This window comes from Leptospira fainei serovar Hurstbridge str. BUT 6 (genome assembly GCF_000306235.2).
In the GTDB taxonomy this organism is placed as follows: domain Bacteria; phylum Spirochaetota; class Leptospiria; order Leptospirales; family Leptospiraceae; genus Leptospira_B; species Leptospira_B fainei.
Genome location: NZ_AKWZ02000010.1, coordinates 1,811,310 through 1,827,908, shown reverse-complemented (window position 1 = coordinate 1,827,908; position 16,599 = coordinate 1,811,310). Strand labels below are relative to the sequence as shown.

Here is a 16,599-nt window from a genome sequence, read left to right as displayed (position 1 = left end):
AAAAAAGAAATTAACCGCACAGCGCGTAATGTATAGCGCTACATTTATCAATAAAAAGTTAATGGATTTTGCTCCTTTATCCTTTCTAAAGGCTGATATAAAATTGAAATCGATTTCTTTTATTGTCATATGTCTATCATACATTTAACATAGAGTTAACTTATCCAGTTGAATTTAATTAGAAAATCAAAGTAAAGGAATGAAAATATTTCATTAATCCGACATTGCCGTTTTAATTTTCTTATTCTTTTCGTATTATTATTGAAACCGATATCGAATTAGAGATAAACGTAATATACGGTGAACGCGATGATTTTTCCGGTATTGCAAATAAAAAATTAATAGGATCACGGATTGATTAATCTAAACCATAATTGCATTCTTTGCGATAGCCAAAGAAATAAAATCGTATTTGTGGAAAACGATATCCCGATTGTTCGTTGTTTAAATTGCGACCATGTATTTTCTACATATAAACAGGAAGAGCATTTTGGAAAGTATTGGGAAGGAGAAGAAGTTGAATACGATTTAAACTGGTGGGATATTGCCCACAGAGAAATCTACAAAGACTTTATCAATAAATTTCTCTCAGCTCGGAAAGGCAGGATTTTAGACGTAGGCTGCGGATTGGGTTATTTCATTAAGACACTTAATCGAGAGCGACCGGAATGGGAATCGATAGGGTACGAGATTTCTAAACGAGCGGTAAAATTCGCCAAAGAAAGGAACGGAGTGGGTAAGGTTTATTCAGGCATTGTTCAGACTAGCCGCCTTCCCGAAAATAGTTTCGATATTATCACTCTTTGGGACGTGATCGAACATATACCGAAGCCTCATGATTTAATGCTATATCTGTTTACCCTATTAAAACCGGGTGGATTTCTATTCGTACAAACACCGAATATCCCCGTGCAGTTGCTTAAGGCGAAATTGAAACTTCTGCTCAAAGGAATGCAGGCGGACGCTCATTATCTGGAAGCGAAAGACCATATAAACGACTATTCTGAGAAAACTCTGCGAATCCTATCTGATCAATGCGGATTCTCCTTCGTCGAGTTTACGATTCTAAAACCGATTTCGGCGGTATCGGGTGATAAAACAAAATTAGGAGTTATAGCGAAAAAGGCATTTTATTTCTGTACTTTATTATTCTGGAATATGACTTTTAGAAAAATCAATCTTAACCTTACTTTATTTGCCATTTTGCATAAGCAATAATGGATTATTTGAAAAACTTCGACAAGAGTTTGACGCAAATCGGAAACGTATAGATTTTATTTCGATTCGATCGAAAGATATCTATAGGCAATCGGTTTTAGTTTGTCTAATAATTATCATCAAGTTTAAAGCGATAAATTACGGAGTATTAAGGTCTCCATTTTAAGGCCCTAATCCGTAAACGGAATCGAATGCGAAGGCACAATCAGAAATAGATAGGAGATGCCAAATTAAAAATGGCAAATTTAAGAAATACGTACGCAGTTTATAAAAATCATGAAATGCTAAAATTCCATATTCTCGAATTGACCGCCATTACGAACGGTTCGATTCGTCGGGACGTTACTTTTTATGAGCCTTTATGCTCAGTTATACTAAAAGAGGATATTCTAAAACTTAAATTCAATCCTTTGACATCGGAGACGATCCATAAGCTTGTAAGAGAAAATCCGGATATTTACTGCGACGAATGTAAAAAATATCTTTCGCCCAATTATTTTACGACGGATTTCGAAATTGTATAAGGATTCGACGATAGCGTTCTGAAAGTTTCTATTTAAGGTTCCATCGGAGGAAGGCCGGCGTCAGCAAAGGAAAGAGTATCCTTCGTTAGAGATACTTGGCCGCTGCACTCGGCAGACCTGAGAACATTCTCTCTAGAAGAAACACCTTTAGAAAAAGGAATTTTACAGGTCGGGCACTCTTTCGGATAACATTTGCTGACCTGGTTCTTAGTTAGTTGAGTGTAATAGTCGAGATTGATATGAGGAAACCTACTGTTGAAACGGTCTTTAGCGGTTAGTTTCTTTCGGCTGCGAGAATTCGAGTTGGAAGAGTTACATTTACTAAATAATTCTAAGTTTCCTGTAGTAAATAGCAAAACATCGGAGCCCGGAACTTTCCGTAGGAAGGTTCAGGTTCCGAATCTTGCTTCGTTTTGCCTGTTGTGGAAGGAAGGCCCAGAATATGCGCTTTTAGAAGCCATGATTTCTTGGCAATGTAGCGAAAATAATCGAAGGATACTACTAATTTTTTAGCCAATCCCTCTGATTTTTAAGATCGGTTCGAAGAAGGAATTTTTAGTGATCTCCATCCCCAATTTTCTGATAAATCGACTGCTTGTCTCAATAGTCAACGCCCCTTTTTAACTAATCATATTTTGTTGTATGGTTTTTAATGGTTCTACTGCAAATTATTTCGTTCGATAATCACTCTATATCCGTCGACATCTCAATGAATCCCCGGCAAAATCGCTTATACTCGTTAAAGTTTAGAATTTGCATCTTATACTTTTTGTTCTCAACCGGATAACTTGATAATCCCCTAAGTAACTTATATTCAGCTAACGAAATAATTTTGGATTTCATGTTTGAATCCTCCTCTTATTTCCCAGGTCCAGAAAGTGCACTCGTGCAAAAACAAAAAACCCATCGATCCAGTATAATTATTTTTAGATGTGAATGGATAAATTCCCGCTTATTGCAAACGAGTCTTTTAACTGGGGTTTAACTCTCTTGCTTAAACAGCAGTTACATTATTTTTTGCATGGCTTAAGATATTGTGATATAAATATTACAGAACTAAAAATTCACCTTAAGTAATTCTATGCTGATTTTCTTGTATAAATGACAAAAAGTTGATCGACGGGATCCTCCTTCCAATCAATATAATTGATGGCAGTAATTTTTTTCACGCTGACATCGTAGGCGATGTAAAATAAATGGAGCCTCAATTTCGAAAAATGCAAAAAGCAATTTGATCACTGGAACCCTAGTGCAGAATCCGTCGTCTATTTGTTCAGTTTAAAAATTATCGGGGGTACATCGAAGTGAAGGGTGAAGAGATGAGTAAGCAAAAATCAAATTTCGCTGTAATTACATTTTTGCGTGCGTTACGAATCCACACTGATGAAGCGGATTTATCGAAGTTAATCTATATTTGCATGCTCCTTGTCGTAAGTTTTATCACGTTCTTGTCTGCGACTATTTCTTGGATTCAATTTCCAAAATTATTCTTGAGTGTCGTAATTCTATATTCTTTTTCTGGCCTGTCCGTATTGCTAATTCTCTTGTCTCAAAAAAAGAATACATATTTTGCGTTCGGATTCAATCTCTTCGTAATTGTTCTCCTTGCCTATTTATATTTTCCTTCCGGTGGATCTTTCGGCGCCACTCCTTTTTTCATTCTGATAAATGCACTTTTCTCTTGGATTTTACTGTTTGGAGGTAGTTCAAAAAAACTGGTTGTGTCCATGCTATTGCATGCTAGCTTCTTTATTGTCAATCCGATCATTGACATATTCGACCCTCATTTGGTCTCTAATCGGTATCCTGATCGAATATCCCAAATTCACAATCTCATGTTATGGGGAATCGTCAGCATTGTTTTTATAATGTCTTGCATGTGGCTTTGGTCCGGGCTTCTACAAAATCGGTTCCATAATTTAATAAGCCAAATTGAAATAGATGATCTTACTGGCACTTACAGAAAATCCTTTATGATGGCAGTTATTGAAAACTTCAGAACGAGCAGTGCTTTATTTCAACGAACGCACTCAATCGCATTCGTTGATCTTGATAAATTCAAACAGATAAATGATACTTATGGTCATTTGATTGGAGATGAGGTCTTGGTTGACTTAATTCAGTGCTGCCGTACATTTCTTAGAAAGACTGACTATATTTCAAGATATGGCGGTGATGAATTTTTACTATTCTTTCCTGACACGAACGTGGAGGAGGCTTTTGCAATTATGGAAAGATTGAGAATTGCAGTCGCCGAGAATAACTGGAGTACCAAATCAATAAATGTTACGATAAGCGTGGGAGTCGGTGAGCTCTTGATGGACAGGGAGGTCAGATATTCTCTTGAATTGATTGATGAAAAAATGTATGAGTCGAAACGGACTGGAAAAAACAAAGTGGTGTCGGTCGCCAATGAGCGATAAGGTGAATATCTAAACTTTCTGCAAGATATGACCGGCAATTTCGGCTCATGAAATAGATCTCCAAAATGTCGCAAGAGCGAGCAACTTTTATTTTAGCAAGTCTAAAGCAACGTCCACGATCATGTCCTCTTGACCACCGACCATTTTTCTTTTTCCAAGTTCTACAAGAATATCTACTGTTTTTATTCCGAACTTACGAGAAGCTTCTTCCGCATGTCTTAAAAAACTAGAATATACGCCTGCATATCCTAGTGCAAGAGTCTCTCGGTCGACTCTAACCGGTCTATCTTGCAATGGACGAACAATCTCATCGGCTGCGTCCATTAGAATGAAAAGGTCGGTCCCGTGGTTCCAATTCAATCTAGAAGCTGCTGCGATAAAGACTTCCAAAGGTGCATTACCCGCTCCGGCGCCCATCCCGGCCAGACTTGCATCAATTCGATCGCAACCTTCCTCCACTGCAACTATCGAATTTGCCACTCCCAAGGAAAGATTATGGTGAGCATGGATCCCGGTTTGTGTTTCGGGATTTAGAATATCCTTCATTGCTCGAAAACGATCGCGTATATCATTCATATTCATAGCGCCACCTGAATCGACCACATAGATACATTCAGCACCGTAACTCTCCATTAATTTGCCTTGCTCGGCTAATTTTTTAGGAGAAATCATATGACTCATCATAAGAAATCCGACTGCGTCCATTCCTAGATTCCTCGCGAATTCTAAATGTTGTTTGGAAATATCCGCTTCCGTACAATGAGTAGCCACCCGAACAGAATGGACACCCGCTTCATGTGCATGTTTTAGATCGTGAATAGTCCCAATTCCAGGAAGAAGTAAAGTCGCGATTTTCGCATGCCTTACTATTTTCACAGCCTCTTCTATCATCTCAAGATCCGTCTGTGCTGAAAAACCGTAATTAAAACTAGACCCTTGCAGCCCGTCTCCATGAGCAATTTCTATACTATCTACTTTAGCGTCATCAAGCGCCTTAACAATATTTTTTACATGGTCTAAGGAATACTGGTGGCGAATCGCATGGCTCCCATCCCTCAAGGTTACGTCTGAAATGAAAAGTTTTTTGTTTCCCGGAAGATTCATTTAGCAATTTCTCGAAATTTAATATTTTGCAATTCTGCAATTTTTTCCCCAGTTGCCAAAGCTGCTGAGGTCATAATGTCTAAATTCCCGGCAAAAGAAGGCAAATAATGTGCAGCCCCTTCTACTTCTATAAAGATAGTAGTCTTTAGTCCGGAAAGGGTGCCGACTCCTGGAATTCTCAGAGGTTTATTCTCCGGAATAATATCAAACAAAACTTTTTGCTTTAAGCGATATCCCGGAACATATCGGTGAACTAAGGCAACCATATCTTGGATTGACTCTTCAATCTTACCTTGATCTCCTATTTTTGATAATACATATATTGTATCTCTCATCAAAGGAGGAGGTTCCGCCGGATTCATCACTATAATCGATTTTCCTTTTTTAGCTCCGCCAACCAATTCCAAAGCTCTGGAAGTAGTTTCCGTAAACTCGTCTATATTTGCTCTTGTGCCTGGTCCTGCTGATTTACTACTGATCGAAGCTACAATTTCCGCATAGTGGACGTCTACAATTCGGGAAACTGCATATACTATCGGAACAGTCGCCTGTCCTCCGCAAGTGATCATATTAATGTTTTTTTGACCTATATTTTGATCCAAGTTAACCACTGGAACACAATAAGGGCCAATCGCCGCCGGAGTTAAATCGATTATTCTAATATTCGGATTTGCCTCACGCAAAAGTTTATCATTCTCAATATGAGCCGCTGCAGATGTAGCGTCGAATACGATCCCAATTTCTTTAAAGATCGGCAAAGCAATCAAACCTTTGACCCCTTGGAAAGTGGTAGAAACACCTAGCCTGGAAGCCCGAGCCAAACCTTCAGAGGATTCGTCTATTCCAACCAAGGCAGATATTTCTAAATTTTCGGACTTACGAAGAATTTTGATCATCAGATCAGTTCCAATATTGCCGGAACCGATAATGGCGGTTTTTATTTTATTATTCATTTTAAGTTTTCTTCCTAGAATATAATTCTAAATCATCCGGCAGGAAACGTTACCCAGCCCTCCAATGTGTGAGCTTATAAAATCTCCGGAAATAACTGGGACCATAGGCCCGAGAGCACCGGATAGAATAATTTCACCTGCTGATAAGCTGTCACCGCGCAGTATTAGATTTCTCGCAAGCCAGTATGCTGCCCGCAAAGGATGATTCAGACAGGCTGCTCCGGATCCGACAGATTCGATTTTACCGTTTTTATTTAAATGCATCCCAATATCAGCCAGATCAATAGCACCAAGCGTAACCGGCTGGTTTCCTAATACATAAAGCCCACAGGAAGCATTATCTGCGACGGTGTCTGCTAAACTGATTTGCCATTTTTCTATTGCGCTGTCCACGATTTCCAAAGCAGGCAACGCATATTCGATGGAAGTTAAAAATTCACCATAGCTCGGAATGTTTTTGGTCATATCGCGACCTACTACAAATGCCACTTCCGCTTCCACTTTTGGCTGTAAAAGTTTCGACATCGGAATTTCATCAGAGTCCAAATATTCCATGTCCGAAAATAAGGTGCCGAAATCCGGTTGGTCGACTCCAAGTTGCAATTGCACAGCTTTTGATGTTAACCCAACTTTCTTTCCGACAATTCGAACCCCGGTTTTTAATCTTTCTATATTATTAATTTTTGCGATAGCATATGAATTTTCAAGTCCTTCCACTCCGTATGTTTTTGAAATGGGAGGAATTGCTTTACGATTCAATCTGGCTTCTAATAACGCAGAAGCCGCCGATCGAATATTAGAAGTTTCTACTGAAATACCCATACTAAACACTAACCAACTTCTTAGCTTTCTCGGGAGAAATTACGGAACTCAAATCAAGCCGAAGTTCCAATTCCTGAACAAGTTTGTCGCCGGACCCTTTTGTCATTCCGAAGACGAATTTATCAGGTCGAAGAAGGATTAATGCGTTCTTATTGTATCCAGCTTTCCGAAACCAAGGTTTCAATAAACCATAAATATCTTCCACTTCGTCCAAATTCGGATCTAAATTTCGGTTAAGTTCTTTCAGGCCTTGTGGTCTTTTTCCTTTTTCATAAATTGTAAGATATTTCGTTCCAAGTGAATTCAGAAAAGAAAGAGACTTTTCAGAAAGATATTCTCTAGGATCAATTCCTTGGCCAATCAATGCATATGAACTTCCAATGATATCGTCCATTTTTTTAATTCGGCAATCCATGATTTGAAGATCAGGCTGCGGCATTGGCGTTCCCGCATGTCGATTTTCCGAATTTCTGGGTAAACCAAAGTACGTGCCGTTTTTATATTTTGGTTTTGGCTTGAATTTTCCTTCTCTGAATATGTCGTACAAGCTCGGAATAATCTTTATTAATCTCAAGAGCCAATCACGTATCGCAGCTAAAAATCTATTCTGTAATGAAACCACATCCTTTAGTTGAACAGAAACTTGAATCATAGCTTTTGCATGGTCATATCGTTCATTCTGATATGTATCTAAAAATTTACTTCCGGCTCGTCCACCTAACACCTCTATTAATTTCCAACCCAGATTGAAAGCGTCCCTAACACCGGAGCTCATTCCTTGCCCCATAAATTGAGGAGTCATATGGGCCGCATCTCCGGCAAGAAAAACGCGAGAATCTCTCCATTTATCCGCAACAAGCCCGTTAAAAGTATATACTAGTCTTCGCTTAACTTCGAATAAATCCGGATTTACATACCGAGAGAGCAACATCCTTACCGTTTCTGGCTTCTCCATAAACTCTTTTGTAGTACCAGCCTTTAAGCGAAATTCGAAACGATGATACCCATCCGGCTGAGGACAACTGACTACTGGGCCGTTCGGGTCGCAGAAAAAATTGAAGTATGGTAAATGGCGAAGTCCAAGTTCTACATTTTTTTGTTTTAAATCGACGACCAACCACGGCTCTGGAAAACTTTTCCCCGTCAGTTTTATATTTAGGAAATCGCGAACTTTGCTTCTGCCGCCATCGCAGCCTACTACGAATGAGGCTCTCGCGATTTGTCTATCTTCTTGGTCCTTAGATTTTGGATTTTCAACCTTCTGTCCGTAAGCTGAGCCTTCCGAGGCTATATGATAAACGTTAACTCCAACTGAATCCTGGTCAAGGGACTGGAATTCCCTTCCTCTAAGTATAGTAACGTTTGGATATTTTTGCAATTTTTCAGCAAGCTTCGTTTCTAAGTATGGTTGGTAAAAAAAATTAATGATCGGCCATCCATAAGGAGTGCTAGTGGGAGTATATTGCACAATAGGTGTGCCGTTTCCTTTTGTAAATTGGACAGGTATGTCGTACATCATGTCCTTATACACCTCCTCAACTACTCCAGCCGCTTGAAAAATTCGTAAACATTCATCATCAGTATAAACCGCTCTGGCATTTCCGTAAAATACAGGCTCTTTTTCAAGAACAATGACATTTAATCCTTTTTTTCCTAATATATGTGCAAGTGTAAGACCAACAGGACCTAGCCCGATGATAGCTACGTCGTACAATATTTCTTTTAAGTTATTTGAATTTTCCATAATATAGAACCTCTACTGTTTAAAACGGGATATATTCCGAACGGAATAAGGAGACAAAAGCCTTCCGAAATTCACCTAATCTAGATAGAACAGTTGAGATTTCTGGTCTATGACCCCACGTACTAATCTGTTTGTATTTACTTTGCTTCCATTCTATTTCGTTCACAGGCAAGGGATTCCATCCTACTTCGAATTCAAAACCAGAAGGTGTAATTACGTAGAAGGATAATTCTAAATCATTCGGGTGCTGTCCAATCCCGTGAGCGATTTCGAATCCTAAATCTTTGCAACGATGGTATGCCCCGGTCATATCTGCCAAATTTTTCGTTTCTATATTCAAATGTTGGATGCGAGCTGTAATAGGATCCATCCGTAATCCCCTTGTCGCCGCAACTGCGAGGGAATGATGACGTGGATTCAGTCTTAAAAAGGTGATATCCAAAGTAAGTCCTGACATTTTCTGCTCTATATAATCGCTGATCCTTGCCCCAAAAATCTCCTTCCAAAATTCGACTAGGTCATCTGGTCTTTTGGAGACCATAGCAACATGACCCATACCAAACTCTTCCGTTACGAAACCTTTTGATAACATTTCCAAGGGAGCCTCCGTCAGAATCGGATCGATAAACAATTCAATATTCAATCCTTTCGGGCCTTTAAATTGCCAAAAGGAATTCACTCCACGCAAGAACGCTTGAGCGGCCCCTCCGGGAGTTATAGTTACTTTCCTTTTCTTCAAGCGCTCCAAAATTAAATTTAAGGAATGTTCATTTTTTATTTGAAAACCGATGCAAGTAAAATCTTCAGCTTCACCTTTTCGAATCAATATCCTTTTTTTATGATTATCCAATCGAAAGGAAAGGGAATCCTCGTTGTTGAACTCGGCATGCAATCCGATCGCCTCTTTTCCGAAGGAATACCACTCCTCCAATTTATTCGATTCTATAACCGCATATCCTAGTTTTACGGAATTAAACAGGTCGTTTTTGTCACCATTAAACATTATCCATCACCCGGCCTTGTTTCTACTATGAGCATGGATCGATAAAAATGAATTTGTAATATGATTGAACTCTTCGGGACGTTCCCATTGGACCCAATGCCCAGTGTGATTAAAATAATACAAATCGCAGTTTGGCATTCTTCTTTGCAAAGAAAGTCCGCCACTCGGTCTATTTACTTTATCCTCGGTTCCCCAGAGAACTAAAGTCGGAACCTCACAATGCGAAAGTCTAGGATCCCTAGTAAAATCTAAATTTTTAAAATTTGGAATTCCCTTTGGTTTTCGCAAAGGAGGAGATTTAACAACTTCAGGGTCAATGCTGGATTTATACCTTTCTTCTATAAGGGAAGCAGGAATTGTCTCTCCTTTATAAACCAGATTCTCTCTAATAAATGTGTTAAGCTTTTCCAGACTCGGGCCGCTCCCTGTATAATAATTTAGTAATCGATTCAAACCTTTAGTAGGAAATGAACGAGTCGTATCTACTCCACCTGGTCCCATCAAAATTAATGCAGAAACTCTTGCAGGATTCTCAAGCGCCATTCGTAATGCGCAAGCTCCCCCTAGTGAATTTCCCACGATATTTATTTTTGGAATACTGAGTTTATCCAATAGCTTAAACATTGAATTTGCCAGATCACCAAATGGATCTTTCCGATCTATTCCCTTCGTAGATTTTCCATAACCTGGCATATCTGGCACTAAAACTCGAAAATTTTTAGCAAGCTCCTCAATGTTTCTAGAATAATTCGAGATTCCAGAAGCGCCTGGTCCTCCTCCGTGGAGCAATAATATCGGCTCTCCTGACCCCTTTTCGAATAGATGAATATTTCTACGCTCTGTGGAAATAATTCGCGAACTAGACTGGTATTCGATTTCTTTTTTGTTAATATCCTCTTTGGATAATTGTTTGCTTTGTGCATTTATCATAGGGAGTCCTCATTAAATTTAAAAAACCTGCAACTTTTCTTTTCATAAGATATATTTTTAAGCCTATCGGAGACCTACACAACCTTTCTCATAACAATTGTTATTATACAACTATTATTATGAGATAACTCTCATATTTATTGTTTCTATCAATTTTTGCACATTATATCATATTTAATTCTTTGTCAATAAAAAGATATAAAGCAAACAGCGATGATTGAGGAAACTTGGACTGTAAAAGAAATTTTACAGGCATAATAATTGATTATTTTGATATATTTATCATTTTATATAAATCTATCATTTATGAGAATATTTACACCATTTGGAACGTTTGTTATATAATGGATCTTTAGCGGAAATAGACGGTTCTCTCATTAAGAGAATAAAGATAGGAGGAAAGCGTAAATCTTTGGAGCGTATTAGTGTTTTTCAAATACCTTGGTCAAAACGCTTATAACATGTTTAAATTTGCCACTCAACGCTCAATCGAATGTCTTTTGAACTAACTTGATAGAGTAATCATTAAGATAATCGAGCAACCTATTTCAAATTAATTATATAAAAATCCTGTATTCTAATTAACTTAACTATCAATAAGAAGAAAGAAATTATTTAAAACAAAATGCCGAAGTGAGAATTCACCCGATAAGGTCTTAATGATATCCTTAACGGGAGTCGCAGAGATCCATGAAAATATATATTGGGATCATGCTTCAGTATTGGCATGGATTGTCAGTCTTTCAGCGAATAAGAATGCTACGAGCTTAAATAGCCAAATTGACACAATTACTTTTCCAAAAACGTTACGACAATTTATTATCCGTTATTATTTTGCCATGCTCTTTCAAATGCTCGATTGCTTATATTTTTCGCTGTAATCGCGGAAACACCGAACGCCTTTAATACCAAAGCTATCATATCTATATCATGCGATTTATTTTTTGCCCTTCCTTCCAATATATTTCTAATTCCATAATGAAGAGCACCGACGTACAGACCGAGTGCAGCTTCTTCTGAATCGATCGTGAATCTTCCTGATTTAATCGCTTTCTGCATATCTTTCAATGGATAAGCTCGTAAAATTTCGCTCATTCTAGGTGCTTCTGAGGCGACTCGAAGTAAGGCCCAGGCCCAATCGGAGTCCAATCTTGCTTTTTTTAAAAAAAGCATACCACCTATGGCCATACGTTCGGCTCCGTCCTGTATATCGGGCATCATTTTGGTCGCATCGGCTGCTAAAGTTTCCGCCAAAGCTATAGCAGAAGCTTCGAGCAATTCTTCCTTCGTTTTGAAATAATTATAGAAAGTTCCATTCGCGACTTCCGCCTCCGCAGAAACTTCCGCAATCGAAGTTTCTCCGGCCCCCTTTACTGCAAATAAGCGCAATGCAGCATTCATAATCTGAGCTCGGGTTCTCTCGCGTTTTGGAAGTAAAATTTTTCTAGGTTTTGATATAGCCATCCATTCAATCAAATTTAACAAATATAAAAATGCTACTACATTTTTGAGATATTGCTCATTTTCTAATTGCGTTCATAAAATGCGGAATATGCCTAAACATATGAACACACTATCCTACAATACACCCGGTCTTTTGTTCCCCGCAATCTCCTTACTAATGTTAGCATATACTAATCGATTTTTCGGTCTAACTTCACTCGTCAGACAATTATTAAATAAGTACCGAGAGAGCGGAGAGGCTTTGATCATTCCTCAAATTACAAATTTAAAATTAAGAATTTCTCTCGTTCGCTATTCGCAATCCTTTGGAATCTTAAGCCTTATTTTTTGTGTTATTTCTCTAGGGCTTGTGTCCATATCCAATTCAGTCGCATGGATATTCTTCGCTGGGTCTTTATTCTTAATGATTCTTTCTTTGATCTACTCCCTTTATGAGATCCATCTCTCTATAAAAGCTCTTGAAATCGAAATTGAATCGATATTAAAATCTAATTTTTAAAAATAGGATAGTATTTTACTATTGACATTTTTTACATATTTGATATATCTCTCATTTATGTCAGTGTTCACGATCCCCGCCATTATTAAAACGGATACAATTTCCAATGCAATTGTAATCGGGGCCAACCCTACAGGATTATTCGTATCTTATCTTTTAGGCTATTTGGGAATTCCTACACTAATTTTAGAAGACGGAAAGATGGAACCTGAGAATAGGCAAATTTCACTAAATCAAGATGAATTGACAGTCTTTGAGGAAATAATAATAAAAAATCTGAATGAGAAAGGAGATTTAAACCAATCAACCTCCGAATCCTTCCAATATTTGAAAATTCTATATTCTAATATTAAGAGTAAAGAGGTAGATAATATTTCCCGATCGGTTTGCAATATTTCCCAAACAACAATGGAGTTTATCCTTAGAAAGAATATTTCAATTCTAAAAAATGTGACTTTCGTAACGCCCACCACGTACGTTCATAAATCAAAATCCGGTCGTACAATTCAATTGGAAACGGAATTTGGAAATTCAAATTTCAAAATATTAACTAATCTACTTGTCATTTGCAACGAGAAAGAAACTCAGACCACCGACTTCCTCTCTCTCTTTCTTTTTATATTCGAATTTATAAATGATTACGCACAAAATAAATGTAAAAATGAAGTGTAACCTCAAAGATGATTTCCGTGAAATTCATAATGACAACCTCTTTCGGAAATAAGTCGCCATGAATAAATCTGCCTCCAAAATTCCTACTCAAGCGCATAACCCCTTAAGCAAAGCTCAGGACATTGCGTATATTAGGTTAGGTCGAAGAAATCTGTCAAAAGCCGAAAGGTATTATACCGATTTTGGACTTCGCATCTTTAGTAAAACGAAGAAACAGATCCTATTCAATGGAAATAGCTCCAATTTTCCCTGTTGGTCTGTCGAAGAGTCCAACAGGGATTTTTTACTCGGTTTAGGATTATACATATCTTCTTACGAAGAATTTGAGGCTCTAAAAAAACTGGATGGAACTTATTTTCGCCCTTCCGGTCGATTTGGAAACTTGCCATGCATAACTTTGTTGGACCCTTCAGGTCTACCCGTAGATGCAGTTTTATCTGAATTGTCGAAAGCTCCGCATTATTTCCCTAAGAAAAGAGATTGGAATAGCTACGACTCGATAAAAAGAGCAAACCGCCCCCAATCAGCCGAATCCAATCCATCTGAGGTGATTCGTCTTGGACATGCTGTTTTTCTAAAACAAGAATTTTTAAAAAATGCGCAATGGTATTGCGATACCTTCGGGATGATTCCCTCCGATATCCAATTGTTACCTAAATCTAAAGAACCTGTTCTCGTTTTTTTGCGATGTAATCGCGGAAAAATTCTTACGGATCACCATACAATCGTTATAGGAGCCGGGGCTGACGATCGATTGGAGCACTGCGCATTCGAATTAAAGGATATAGACGATATTTCTCAAGGACGGCAGTGGCTTTTAAGCCGAGGTTGGAAGGCAGCTTGGGGTTTAGGTAGACATATTTTAGGAAGCCAAGTCTTCGACTACGAAAGAGATCCAACGGGCATGCTCGTAGAACATTATACTGATGGCGACAAATTCGACGATACCTACCCTGTCGGCTTTCATGAGATCAGCCTAGAAAGTTTATATCAATGGGGAGAAGATATGCCTAAGGATTTTCTAGATTCGAAACTTACCTTCCATATCTTAAAAGAGCTCATCAAAGGTTTACTTTCCGGCAGGGAAATTCGATTGGGCACTCTAATCGAAATGAAGGCAATGGCAAAAAAGCCGCCGAGACATTGGATTAAATATTAATACGAAGAGAATAGAGAATGGCTAAGAATTATATAAAATATGCAAAGGGAAAAGGTATTGATTGGGGACAGACCGACAATGGAACCGTTTATCCTCTTAATATCGGTGATTTGAGCACTAAAGAGTTTTTGGATTTCTTAAAGAAGAATCCAAAAAAACAATTTTCGACAAATTTTTCTATAAAGCAAGTCTCGATTCTTTCTCCAATCACGGCTCCTTGCCAGATCATCTGCCAAGGAGCCAATTATAAACAACATCTAATCGAATCGGGATTAGATCCGAATGATAAAAGCTATAATATGTTTTTTTCAAAATCTGACGCATCTCTTACCACTCCGGTAGGTGAGATAATCCGTCCTAACCACGTTAATCTTTTAGATTATGAAATTGAACTAGGATTAGTTTTTGGCAAAAACATCGATTCTAAAATTGAAGTGAACTCAAAAAATGTTTCGGAATATGTGTCTGCCTTCTTTATGGCGAACGATGTCTCCGCTAGAGATATTCAATTGCCTCAAATGCAATGGTATAAAGGAAAATCATATCGCACTTTTTTGCCCGCCGGCCCTGTCTTAGCCGTATTGGAACCGGGGGATTTTGACCTATTAGATTCCTTGGAACTCACCTTACTTGTGAACGACCAGATCAGGCAGCATGATACTGCGTCCAATCTGGTTTTTAAACCTGCGGAAAGTATTTCAGAATTATCTCAATTTTGCAATGTATCTCCAGGAGATATTCTTCTAACAGGAACCCCAGCGGGATGCGCACTTAGAGCGCCAGGAAAATTGATTCAAAAAATCGCTGGGCTTCTATCCGAAAAGAAAAAATGGAAGCTATTTGTCAATGGTCAGAGTAAAAGAACGCAATATCTTAAGCCTGGCGACATCGTAAAATCATCTATCCGTACTGCCGATCGAAGAATCGATTTAGGCGATCAAATTTTGGGAGTTGTTCAGGAATCTTAAGGTTTATAAAATATAATGAAATCATTCTATAAAGATAAAGTCGTTTGGATTACTGGCGCATCTTCAGGGATCGGAGAGGCCTTAATAAAAGAATTGGCAGGAACCGGTGCGAAGATTGTACTTTCTGCCCGACGGAAAGAAGAATTACAGCGAGTACAATCGGAGAATTATCTAAATGATTCCAATTCGTTGGTTCTTCCACTAGATCTAAACGATTACAAGAGCTTGGCAAAATTTCCGGAAAAAGTAATTCAAAAATTCGGACAAATCGATGTGTTAATCAATAACGGAGGAATCAGTCAACGTTCTCTAGCTCATGAAACAGGATTCAATACGTATGAAACATTAATGAATGTTAATTTTTACGGAAATATAGCTTTAACTCTTGCCGTTCTCCCGTTTCTTCGAGATAGAAAAAAAGGTTGGATAGTCTCAATTTCAAGTGTAGCAGGAAAATTCGGAGTACCTTATCGAACAGGCTACTCTGCGACTAAGGCGGCATTGACAGGATTTTATGAAGCACTAAGGGTCGAAAACCATTCGCTTGGAGTTAGGATTACATTGGTTTATCCAGGATTTGTGCAAACGCAGATTTCCCAGAATGCATTGAACGGCGACGGTAAAAAACACGGTAAGCCTAATATTCATTCCAAAGCTACTATTAAAGCTGATGAATGTGCACATAAAATTTTAAAAGCAATTAGTGACAAAAAATTGGAAGTGATAATTGCCGGACCGACGGAAAGGTTCGCAATATGGTTACATAAACATTTTCCTACACTTTTTGTAAGGTTCTTAATGAAAGCGAAGGTAACTTAAAATATTCTGGAAAAATACGCTTTTGCTTAATCATAAATACCTTGGATCGAGCATTTTCAAGTTCAAAAAAACTTATATAATCACTCTATCATCTGGAAAAGAATCAAAATTAAGTAAGACACAAATATGGAAAATACGTCTGATCGATTCTATTTATCGGCCAAAAAGAAAAAACCTCTACATCAAGCGGTGTCACTTACGAATGAGAATGCATAAATTTTATTAAATAACGATCCGTTTAAGAAGATATTTCTTCTATTCAGCCGGTTAATGGGTAACTGAAAATCTAACGTTGAA

Annotated in this window: 16 protein-coding genes; 8 read left to right on the top strand and 8 right to left on the bottom strand. The window is 38.1% G+C overall.

Annotated features, from left to right (window positions below; translation table 11 throughout):
• Nucleotides 1-354: 354 nt before the first annotated feature.
• Together LEP1GSC058_RS17595 and LEP1GSC058_RS17590 are read left to right on the top strand one after the other, a co-directional pair.
• Nucleotides 355-1,218: a class I SAM-dependent methyltransferase gene (locus tag LEP1GSC058_RS17595; protein ID WP_016550221.1), complete on the top strand. Its 864-nt coding sequence runs from the start codon at nt 355-357 to the stop codon at nt 1,216-1,218.
• A 236-nt stretch (nt 1,219-1,454) separates the two neighbouring features.
• Entirely contained in the window at nt 1,455-1,742 is a 288-nt protein-coding gene (locus tag LEP1GSC058_RS17590) for a hypothetical protein (protein WP_016549457.1), read from the top strand.
• 684 nt (nt 1,743-2,426) lie between these two features.
• On the opposite strand, the gene LEP1GSC058_RS20395 is transcribed toward LEP1GSC058_RS17590, so the two are convergent.
• Nucleotides 2,427-2,585, bottom strand: a complete 159-nt coding sequence (locus tag LEP1GSC058_RS20395; protein WP_016549445.1) for a hypothetical protein — start codon at nt 2,583-2,585, stop codon at nt 2,427-2,429.
• A gap of 461 nt (nt 2,586-3,046) precedes the next feature.
• On the opposite strand from LEP1GSC058_RS20395, the gene LEP1GSC058_RS19820 reads away from it, so the two are divergent.
• On the top strand, nt 3,047-4,165 hold the full coding sequence (locus tag LEP1GSC058_RS19820) for a GGDEF domain-containing protein (protein ID WP_051133815.1): 1,119 nt from the start codon (nt 3,047-3,049) through the stop codon (nt 4,163-4,165).
• A gap of 87 nt (nt 4,166-4,252) precedes the next feature.
• Here LEP1GSC058_RS19820 and dmpG read toward each other — a convergent pair whose 3' ends face one another.
• From dmpG to LEP1GSC058_RS17545, 7 genes are all read right to left on the bottom strand, one after another.
• A complete protein-coding gene (gene dmpG, locus LEP1GSC058_RS17575) occupies nt 4,253-5,269 on the bottom strand; it encodes a 4-hydroxy-2-oxovalerate aldolase (protein WP_016549343.1) in 1,017 nt (338 codons plus the stop codon).
• Nucleotides 5,266-6,222 (bottom strand): acetaldehyde dehydrogenase (acetylating), encoded by a 957-nt coding sequence (locus tag LEP1GSC058_RS17570; RefSeq protein ID WP_016550258.1) that lies wholly within the window; start codon nt 6,220-6,222, stop codon nt 5,266-5,268. Before LEP1GSC058_RS17570 ends, dmpG begins: the two co-directional genes overlap by 4 nt.
• 27 nt (nt 6,223-6,249) lie before the next feature.
• Nucleotides 6,250-7,044 carry a 2-keto-4-pentenoate hydratase gene (locus LEP1GSC058_RS17565; protein WP_016550465.1) on the bottom strand — a complete coding sequence of 265 codons (795 nt, stop codon included), beginning with the start codon at nt 7,042-7,044 and terminating at the stop codon, nt 6,250-6,252.
• A 1-nt stretch (nt 7,045) separates the two neighbouring features.
• The gene (gene mhpA / locus LEP1GSC058_RS17560; protein WP_016549738.1) at nt 7,046-8,788 is read right to left on the bottom strand and encodes a bifunctional 3-(3-hydroxy-phenyl)propionate/3-hydroxycinnamic acid hydroxylase MhpA; all 1,743 of its coding nucleotides are present in this window, start codon (nt 8,786-8,788) and stop codon (nt 7,046-7,048) included.
• Nucleotides 8,789-8,807: 19 nt separating this feature from the next.
• Complete coding sequence (locus LEP1GSC058_RS17555) at nt 8,808-9,791, bottom strand: VOC family protein (RefSeq protein WP_016549749.1); 984 nt, start codon at nt 9,789-9,791, stop codon at nt 8,808-8,810.
• A 6-nt stretch (nt 9,792-9,797) separates the two neighbouring features.
• Nucleotides 9,798-10,721: an alpha/beta fold hydrolase gene (locus tag LEP1GSC058_RS17550; protein ID WP_016550762.1), complete on the bottom strand. Its 924-nt coding sequence runs from the start codon at nt 10,719-10,721 to the stop codon at nt 9,798-9,800.
• Nucleotides 10,722-11,540: 819 nt separating this feature from the next.
• On the bottom strand, nt 11,541-12,122 hold the full coding sequence (locus LEP1GSC058_RS17545; RefSeq protein ID WP_016551031.1) for a TetR/AcrR family transcriptional regulator: 582 nt from the start codon (nt 12,120-12,122) through the stop codon (nt 11,541-11,543).
• Between the two features lie 163 nt (nt 12,123-12,285).
• Between LEP1GSC058_RS17545 and LEP1GSC058_RS17540 the strand changes: the two genes are divergently transcribed.
• From LEP1GSC058_RS17540 to LEP1GSC058_RS17520, 5 genes are read left to right on the top strand one after another with little or no spacing between them, the layout of a single operon-like run.
• Nucleotides 12,286-12,684: a DUF2721 domain-containing protein gene (locus LEP1GSC058_RS17540; RefSeq protein WP_039948511.1), complete on the top strand. Its 399-nt coding sequence runs from the start codon at nt 12,286-12,288 to the stop codon at nt 12,682-12,684.
• Nucleotides 12,685-12,741: 57 nt separating this feature from the next.
• Nucleotides 12,742-13,356: an FAD-dependent monooxygenase gene (locus LEP1GSC058_RS17535; protein WP_016550471.1), complete on the top strand. Its 615-nt coding sequence runs from the start codon at nt 12,742-12,744 to the stop codon at nt 13,354-13,356.
• A 58-nt stretch (nt 13,357-13,414) separates the two neighbouring features.
• A complete protein-coding gene (locus tag LEP1GSC058_RS17530) occupies nt 13,415-14,515 on the top strand; it encodes a VOC family protein (RefSeq protein WP_016549892.1) in 1,101 nt (366 codons plus the stop codon).
• Nucleotides 14,516-14,532: 17 nt separating this feature from the next.
• The gene (locus tag LEP1GSC058_RS17525) at nt 14,533-15,483 is read left to right on the top strand and encodes a fumarylacetoacetate hydrolase family protein (protein WP_016550607.1); all 951 of its coding nucleotides are present in this window, start codon (nt 14,533-14,535) and stop codon (nt 15,481-15,483) included.
• A 15-nt stretch (nt 15,484-15,498) separates the two neighbouring features.
• Nucleotides 15,499-16,302 (top strand): SDR family oxidoreductase, encoded by an 804-nt coding sequence (locus LEP1GSC058_RS17520; protein ID WP_016550850.1) that lies wholly within the window; start codon nt 15,499-15,501, stop codon nt 16,300-16,302.
• Nucleotides 16,303-16,599 lie beyond the last annotated feature (297 nt).

Coding starts and splice junctions, on each gene's coding strand:
- LEP1GSC058_RS17590 (WP_016549457.1), top strand. CDS start 1,455: ATGGCAAATTTAAGAAATACGTACGCAGTTTATAAAAATCATGAAATG.
- LEP1GSC058_RS20395 (WP_016549445.1), bottom strand. CDS start 2,585: ATGAAATCCAAAATTATTTCGTTAGCTGAATATAAGTTACTTAGGGGA.
- dmpG (WP_016549343.1), bottom strand. CDS start 5,269: ATGAATCTTCCGGGAAACAAAAAACTTTTCATTTCAGACGTAACCTTG.
- LEP1GSC058_RS17570 (WP_016550258.1), bottom strand. CDS start 6,222: ATGAATAATAAAATAAAAACCGCCATTATCGGTTCCGGCAATATTGGA.
- LEP1GSC058_RS17565 (WP_016550465.1), bottom strand. CDS start 7,044: ATGGGTATTTCAGTAGAAACTTCTAATATTCGATCGGCGGCTTCTGCG.
- mhpA (WP_016549738.1), bottom strand. CDS start 8,788: ATGGAAAATTCAAATAACTTAAAAGAAATATTGTACGACGTAGCTATC.
- LEP1GSC058_RS17555 (WP_016549749.1), bottom strand. CDS start 9,791: ATGTTTAATGGTGACAAAAACGACCTGTTTAATTCCGTAAAACTAGGA.
- LEP1GSC058_RS17550 (WP_016550762.1), bottom strand. CDS start 10,721: ATGATAAATGCACAAAGCAAACAATTATCCAAAGAGGATATTAACAAA.
- LEP1GSC058_RS17545 (WP_016551031.1), bottom strand. CDS start 12,122: ATGAATGCTGCATTGCGCTTATTTGCAGTAAAGGGGGCCGGAGAAACT.
- LEP1GSC058_RS17540 (WP_039948511.1), top strand. CDS start 12,286: ATGAACACACTATCCTACAATACACCCGGTCTTTTGTTCCCCGCAATC.
- LEP1GSC058_RS17535 (WP_016550471.1), top strand. CDS start 12,742: ATGTCAGTGTTCACGATCCCCGCCATTATTAAAACGGATACAATTTCC.
- LEP1GSC058_RS17530 (WP_016549892.1), top strand. CDS start 13,415: ATGAATAAATCTGCCTCCAAAATTCCTACTCAAGCGCATAACCCCTTA.
- LEP1GSC058_RS17525 (WP_016550607.1), top strand. CDS start 14,533: ATGGCTAAGAATTATATAAAATATGCAAAGGGAAAAGGTATTGATTGG.
- LEP1GSC058_RS17520 (WP_016550850.1), top strand. CDS start 15,499: ATGAAATCATTCTATAAAGATAAAGTCGTTTGGATTACTGGCGCATCT.